At 66.6% G+C, this 7,922-nt stretch carries 2 protein-coding genes; both read right to left on the bottom strand.

Features of this window, described 5'->3' with window-relative positions:
* Positions 1-2,345 (bottom strand): non-ribosomal peptide synthetase (locus ACWDSL_RS50375; RefSeq protein ID WP_450496113.1); only part of this gene is annotated, 2,345 nt, incomplete at its 3' end.
* Positions 2,342-7,922: amino acid adenylation domain-containing protein (locus tag ACWDSL_RS50370; protein ID WP_450496112.1), on the bottom strand; the 5,581-nt coding region annotated here is incomplete at its 5' end. The genes ACWDSL_RS50370 and ACWDSL_RS50375, both read right to left, overlap by 4 nt.

Raw genomic sequence — 7,922 nt, 5'->3', positions numbered from 1 at the left:
TTGTCCATGGGCCGGCCAATAGGAACCGACGTGCCCGGGGGCGTGGCGGGGGTCATGAGGTGCTGGGTGGCGCACAGGGTGATCTCCGTGGGCCCATACAGGGCCCGCACCCTCACCTGCGGACACGCCTGCAGAACCCGCTGAACGGCCGTGGGGGAGACCACGTCACCGCCGGTCAGCACCTCCCGGACCTGACCGAAACACCCGGGATCCTCCTCCGCGATCACCCGGAACAACCCCGCCGTCACATGCACCGCACTCACCCCGCCACCCGCCACCAGCCCACGCAGCGCCTGAGCGTCGACCTGCTCGTTGGGCGCTACGACAACCCGGCCGCCCGACAGCAGCGGCACCCAGATCTCGTAATCCGAGGCGTCGAAGGCATGCGGAGCATGCATCAGCACCCGCTGGTGTCCGGTGTCGGCCCACGCCCTGTCCAGAGCCAGCTCCACCACACCGCGGTGCGGCACGGCCACGCCCTTCGGTTCGCCGGTGGAGCCCGAGGTATACATCACATAGGCAAGCTGCAGCGGATGCCGACCGCTCACCACCACGTTGCCCTCATCAGCCCCGGCACCGGCGCCAGCGCCGGTCAGGACCTCGCCGCTCACCTCGACCACACGCGCGCCTTCGGCGAATCCGTCCGCCTGAACAGGCCGGTCGGTCAGCAGCACACGAGCGCCGCAATCGCGCATGACCGAGCGCAGCCGCTCCATCGGATAGCCCTCATGCAGCGGCACATAAAACGCACCCGTCTTCAACACCGCCAACAACACAGCGATCAGATCGGCGGAACGCTCCATCCACACCGCCACCGCATCCCCCGGACCGACCCCCGGCCCCACCACATACCGCGCCAACCGGTTCGCCCGCGCATTCAATTCGCCATAGGTCAACTCGTGGCCATCAAAGACCACCGCGGCCGCATCCGGAGTCCGCTCCACCTGCGCCTCGAACAGCTCCGGCAGCACCGCATCCGGCACCGGATGCGCGGTGTTGTTCCAGTCGACCAGGACCTGTTGCCGCTCCGCCTCACCCAGCACATCAACCCGCCCCACCGGCACATCCAGACCAGCGGCCATCGCCCCCAACACCCGCACCAGACGGCTGGCCAGCACCTCCGCCCACTCCCGCTCAAACAGATCAGGCTGATAGTCCAGCCGCAGTTCCAACCCCCGCCCAGGAACGACCATGAGGCTGACTGGATAGTGAGTGGCATCGCGCACGGAGATGTCCGCGACCTGTACTTCTTCGTCCAGCGCCGCGGACGCCGCGGATTCCACCGGATAGTTCTCAAATACAACGACCGTGTCGAACAGTTCCTCATGGCCGCTCGCACGCTGAATGCGAGACAACCCCAGGTGCTGGTGGTCCATAAGACGGGCCTGCTGATCCTGCACCTGTGTCAGCAACTCCCCCAACGGCTGGGAAGAGTCAAGACGTATACGCACAGGCAAAGTATTGATGAACAGGCCGACCATCTTATCGACGCTCGGGATCTCCGGCGGTCGGCCGGCCACAGTGGCGCCGAAGACGACGTCATCGCGCCCGGACATCCGGCTCAACAAGATGGCCCAGGCACCTTGGATCAGGGTATTGAGCGTGAGGTCATGAGCGCGTGCCGTGGCGCTCAGCGCGTCGGCCAGCTCTTGCGAAACCGTATGCGTCAGCCGCTCGGGGGCAGCAGCGGTCTGCTTCTTCCCCGAAATATCGATACGGGTGGGCCCGTCCAGATCGGCCAACGCCTCTTGCCAGGCCGTCTCCGCGGCTCCGGTGTCCTGCCTGGCTATCCACGCCAGATAATCCCGATAGGACGGCACGAACGGCAGCTGTGAATCATCGCCGCGACACTTGTAGAGCGTGAAAAGCTCGCGGAAGAGAACAGCATTGGACCATCCGTCCAGCAGGATGTGATGGTTCGACCAGATGAGACAGTGCTCGTCCTCGCGTATCCGGACCAGCGTGCAACGCAGCAGCGGAGCCTTGCTCAGATCAAATCCCAGAGCCCGGTCTTCCTCTGCGATCCGGGCCAGTTCGGCGTCGCGTTCAGCCGATTCGAGGTGTTCCAGATCGACTTCACGCCAGGGCAGTTCAACCTCGCCCATCACCATCTGAACGGGCTTCCCTGACTTACGGTAGCGAAAGCGGACCCGCAAGCTCGCATGCCGCGCGAGCATCGCCTCTGCCGCCAGCCTGAGCGCGCCGGTGTCCAGCTTTCCGGCCAGCCGGATGACAACCTGAACGGCGTAGGTGTCCGCCGCCTCATTGTCGTACAGAGAGTGGAAGAACAGGCCTTCCTGCAGGGGCGACAACGGCAGGAGATCCTCGATGTTCGAACGCTTCACAGCAGATTTCCTTCCGCTCCGTCTTCCATCTCAGCAAGCTCGAACTCGTCGATTTCGTCCTGACTCAGGTCGAGCAGCCCTACATCGGACGGGGTAAGCCCTCCGGCGTCCGGCTGTGCCGCACGGTCAGCCATGAGTGCGAGGACTTCAAGGAAAGAGTCCGCCAACTCCTGAACCCGTTCTTCGGTGAGCACACCGGTCGGCCACGACCATGTCACCATCAACTGCGGCCCGTCATGGGTGTCCTGAACCACCGCATCGACGATGAGGCTGTGGCTCATCGGCATATCCGGATCGGCTCCGGCTCCCGCCTTGCTGCCAGGAACGACGGTCCAATTGGCCGCTGCCCGCGGATGGCTCTCCCCCGTGACAGCCACTCTGCCCAGATAGTTGAAGAGGATTTGAGCGCTGCCCTTTTGCCGCAAATCCGAGCTTCCCCGCGGATGGAGATGGCGCAACAGCCCGTATCCCATGCCGCTGTGTGGCACAGCCCTCAGCTGTTCCTTGACGCTCTTCAGCGCGTCGTCGACAGCGGATCCACGCAGGCCGCCCCTCCCCCGGGTCTCCGTGGTGATACATACGGGGAACGTGCTCGTGAACCACCCGACCGTACGGGACAGGTCAGTCCCGTCCACCAGGTGTTCGCGGCCGTGCCGCTCGAGCTCGACCAGCAGATCCGTACCATCGCCGACCCCAGTGCCATCTCTCCAGCCGTCAATGGAGAGCGCGAGAGCGGTCAGCAGGACATCGTCGATGCCGCAGCGGAACAGCGTGGGGATGTGAGCAAGGAGAGAGGCCGTCTGCTCCACTGGCAGTGCGAATGTGAGGTCCCCCGCCGTCGCCCAGGTGTCCTTGCCCGGTTGAAGCGCCCGCGTACCCAACAGAGGATCCGGGGCATCGAAAATCTTCTCCCACAGTGGCAACTCCACAAGGTGCTCATCCGCCTGCGCGACCAGCCTGGTGGCCCAGTGGCGGAACGAGGTGCCCACCGGCTGAAGGGCAGGGTCGGCCCCGGTCGTGGCCGCCTCCCAGGCCGCATGGAGGTCGGGCAGCAGGATGCGCCAGGACACCCCGTCGACCACCAGGTGGTGCGCCACCACCAGCAGCCGTCCCGGCGTGTCGGGGCCAAAGTCGAACCAGACCGCCTGAACCATCGCCCCTGACCTCGGTGAAAGCCGCTCTCGCGCGGCTTCCGCCTCGGTCCCGATCATCTTGCCCACAGCGTCTTCGGCCAGTCCGGCCACGTCCACACGCCGCACACACTCCGCCGCTCGCACGGCACCGACCGCGGGGATCTCGAGCTCCCATTCCCCGCCCCTGTCGATCAGTCGGGCACGGAGCGCATGATGGTGATCCAGAATCGCCTGCACCGCCACGACCAGTTCCTCCAGCCCCAGTCGCTCGGGGACCTGGAGCAACACCCCTTGGCTGAACTGGTCGATGGAGCCACCCCGCTCACGCAGCTGATGCATGACCGGTGTCAGGGCCACAGCGCCGAATGGGCTGTCGCTCTTCGTGTCCGCCACCGCCGCGTCGACATCGGCCGCGACCAGTGCCAAAGCCTCCACGGTCTTCCGCTCGAACACGTCCCGCGGGGTGATGACGAGACCTGCTGCCCGTGCGCGGGCGACCAACTGGATCGACACGATGCTGTCGCCACCCAGGTCGAAGAAGCTGTCATCGACGCCGACCTTGGGAACATCGAGTACTTCGCCGAACAACCCGCACAGCAACTCTTCCCTGGGTGTCCGCGGCGCCCGTCCCGAAGCCGACGCGCCGTAGTCCGGGGCGGGCAGGCCCTTCCGATCCAGCTTCCCGTTCGGCGTCAGCGGCAGCCGCTCGAGCACCGTCAACACCGATGGCACCATGTAGTCCGGCAACCGGTCCCTGACCAGGTCGAGCACCTGGGCGGTGTCGACCGCCCCTCCCCCGCCCACGGGTACGACATAGCCGGCCAAGCGCCTCTCGCCGGGGCGGTCCTCCCGCACCACGGCAGCGGCCTGGGCGACGGCGTCATGCGCCACCAAGACGCTCTCCACCTCACCCAGCTCGATACGGAAGCCACGCACCTTCACCTGGCCATCCGCACGCCCCAGGAACTCCAGCGCCCCGTCCGGCCGCCACCGGACCACGTCCCCGGTCCGGTACATCCGCGCCCCGGCCTCACCAAACGGATCCGCCACAAACCGCTCGGCTGTCAGACCCGGCCGTCCCAGATAGCCTCGCGCCACTTGCGCGCCGGCGACGTAGAGCTCGCCGGAAGCTCCGACGGGGACCGGTGAGAGCCGGTCGTCCAGCACATACAGGCGTGTGTTCCACACCGGACGGCCGATGGGCACCGAGGCGTCGTCGCTCTCCCGGCACTCCCAGTAGGTCACATCCACGGTGGCCTCGGTGGGCCCGTAGAGGTTGTGCACGCGCGAGTTCAGCGTGCGGAGGGAGCTGTTCTGTAGCTCTGCCGGAAGTGCTTCCCCGCTGCACACAACGTTCCGCAAGCTCCCGCACGCAGACGCGGTCGGCTCCTGGATGAACTCGCGCAGCATCGACGGTACGAAATGCGCCGTGGTGACCCCGGCATCGCGGATCAGCGCGGCAAGCTCGGCGGGATCCCGGTGGACACCGGGTGACGCGACGACCGACACCGCTCCCGCGATCAGCGGAAGGAAGTACTCCCAGACCGACACGTCGAACCCGGACGGCGTCTTCTGCAACACCCGATCATCGGCAGCCAGACCATATTCCGTCTTCATCCACAGCAACCGATTCACCACACCGTGGTGCGGCACTGCCACGCCCTTGGGGTGGCCGGTGGAGCCGGAGGTGTAGATGACGTAGGCGGGATGCAGCGGCAGCAAGCTCGCGATGCGGTCGGCGTCGGTGATATCGGCGGCGGGGTGTGCGGTGATGGCCGTACGGGTGTCGGCCGCGTCGATTTCGATGTGGGGCAGATCGTCGGCCGGGGGGAGGGTGGGTGAGGTGGTGGTGTCGGTGACCAGGAGTGTGGGGGTGGCGTCCTGGAGCATGTAGTGGATGCGGTCGGTGGGGTAGTCCGGGTCGATGGGCAGATAGCCCGCGCCGGTTTTGAGGATGGCCAGCAGGGTGACGACCAGTTCGGCCGAGCGTGGCAGCGCCACCCCTACCAGTTGCTCCGGCCCGGCGCCCTGGGTGATCAGATACCGCGCCAGCCGGTTGACCCGGGCGTTCAGGTCGCCATACGTCAGAGCCTGTCCTTCGAAGACGACCGCGATCGCGTCCGGAGTGCGCTTGACTTGGGCTTCGAAGAGTTCGGGCAGTAGGGCGTCCGGGAGCGGGTGTGCGGTGTCGTTCCAGCGAGTGAGGACCTGATGCCGCTCGGCCTCGCCGAGGACGTCGACCTGGCTGACGAGCAGATCCGGATCCGCGGTGACCGACTCCAGGACCCGCACCAGCCGAGCAGCCAAGGCCTCGATGGTCGTGGCATGGAAGAGGTCGGTGCGGTAGTCGATGCGCCCGGTCAGCCCGTTGGGGGTGCCGTCGGTCGTGCGGTTTTCGCTGAGGTTGACCGTCAGATCGAACTTGACTGGCACCGCGCCCAACGGCTGCTCGGTGACGTCCAGGCCAGGCAGGTCCAGGTCCGGGTGGGTGTTGTTCTGGAGGGTGAGCATCACCTGGAATAGGGGATGCCGGGCCATCGACCGCTCCGGGTTCAACACCTCGACGAGGCGTTCGAAGGGGATGTCTTGGTGTGTGTAGGCGGTGAGGTCTGTTTCGCGTGTGCGTTGGATGAGTTCGCGGAAGGTGGGGTTGCCGTGGGTGTTGGTGCGTAGGACGAGGGTGTTGACGAAGAAGCCGATGAGGTTGTCGAGGGCGTCGTCGGTGCGTCCGGCGGTGGGGGTGCCGATGGGGATGTCGTGGCCGGCGCCCATGCGGGTGAGGAGGAGGGCGAGTGCGGCCTGGAGGGTCATGAAGAGGCTTGCGCCGCTGTCGTGGGCGAGTTCTGTCAGGTGGGTGTGGGTGGTTGCGGGGATGTGGAGGGTGATGCTGTTGCCGTGGTGTGAGGTGGTGGCGGGGCGGGGGTGGTCGGTGGGCAGTTCGAGTTGTTCGGGTGCTCCGGCCAGCGTGGTGATCCAGTACTTCAGCTGGGTGGAGATGACGCTGTCTGGGTTGTCTTCGCTGCCGAGGATGTCGCGTTGCCAGAGGGTGTAGTCGGCGTATTGTGCGGGCAGGGCGGGCCAGTGGGGGGTGTGGTTGTTGGTGCGGGCCTGGTAGGCGGTGGACAGGTCGCGGGCGAAGGGTGTCATCGACCAGCCGTCGGCGGCGATGTGATGGACCACGGCCAGCAGTACGTATTCCTGGGGCCCGAGCGCGAACAGTCGTACCCGCAGGGGAAGGTCGCGGGCGAGGTCGAAGCCTGCGCGGGCCTCGCGGGCCAGGGCTTCGGGCAGCTCTTCCTCCGTGACGGTCTCGGTCACGGTCAGCGGGGGCACCGCCGCATCGCCCTCGACGATGTGCTGACGGGGCTGGCCATCGGTCTGGGGGAAGAGCGTCCGCAGGCTCTCATGCCGCCCGACCACATCCCCCACAGCCGAACGCAGCGCATCGACGTCCAGTTGCCCGCGCAACCGCAGCGCCAAGGAGATGTTGTAGGTGCCTGAGGGGCCTTCGAGTTGGCCGAGGAACCAGAGTCGGCGTTGTGCGAAGGAGAGGGGTACGGTTTCGGGCCGGGTTTGGGTGGTGAGTTTGGGGCGTGTGGTGTGGGCGTTGGATGTGTGGAGGTGTTCGGCGAGTCCGGCGACGGTGGGTGTTTCGAAGAGGGCGCGGATGGTGAGTTCGACGTCCAGGGTGGTGCGGATGCGGCTGATGAGGCGGGTAGCGAGGAGGGAGTGTCCGCCGAGGGAGAAGAAGTTGTCGTCGATGCCGATGTCGGCGACGCCCAGCACTTCCACGAACAGCCCGCACAGGATCTCCTCGCGTGGTGTGCGCGGAGCGCGGCGGGCGAGGGTGGTGGTGTAGTCGGGGGCGGGCAGGGCCTTGCGGTCCACCTTCCCGTTCGGGGTCAAGGGCAGCCGCTCCAGCACCACCAGGGCCGAGGGCACCATGTAGTCCGGCAGCCGGTCCCTCGCCATCCCCAACACGCCACCAACATCAACCCCTACACCGGTGCCTGTGGTTGTGGGGATGAGGTAGGCGACGAGTCGTTTGTCGCCGGGCCGGTCCTCCCGGACCTGCACCACCGCCCGCGCCACCCCCTCATGACCGGCCAGGACCGTTTCGATCTCACCGGGCTCGATACGGAAACCCCGCACCTTCACCTGCGCGTCCGCACGCGCCAGGAACTCCAGCTGACCATCCGCCCGCCACCGCACCACATCCCCCGTCCGGTACATCCGCGACCCCGGAACCCGGGCAAACGGATCAGCCACGAACCGCTCACCCGTCAACCCCGCACGCCCCCAATACCCCCGCGCCACACCAGCCCCCGCCACATACAACTCCCCAGCCACACCCACCCCCACCGGACGCAACCCACCATCCAGCACATACACCCGCGTATTCCCCAGCGGACGCCCAATCGGCGGCACACCCACACCCACACCC

Source organism: Streptomyces sp. NPDC000941, assembly GCF_053599555.1.
The sequence above is the reverse complement of the archived record's forward strand: the minus strand, read 5'-3'. Positions and strand labels throughout refer to the sequence as shown.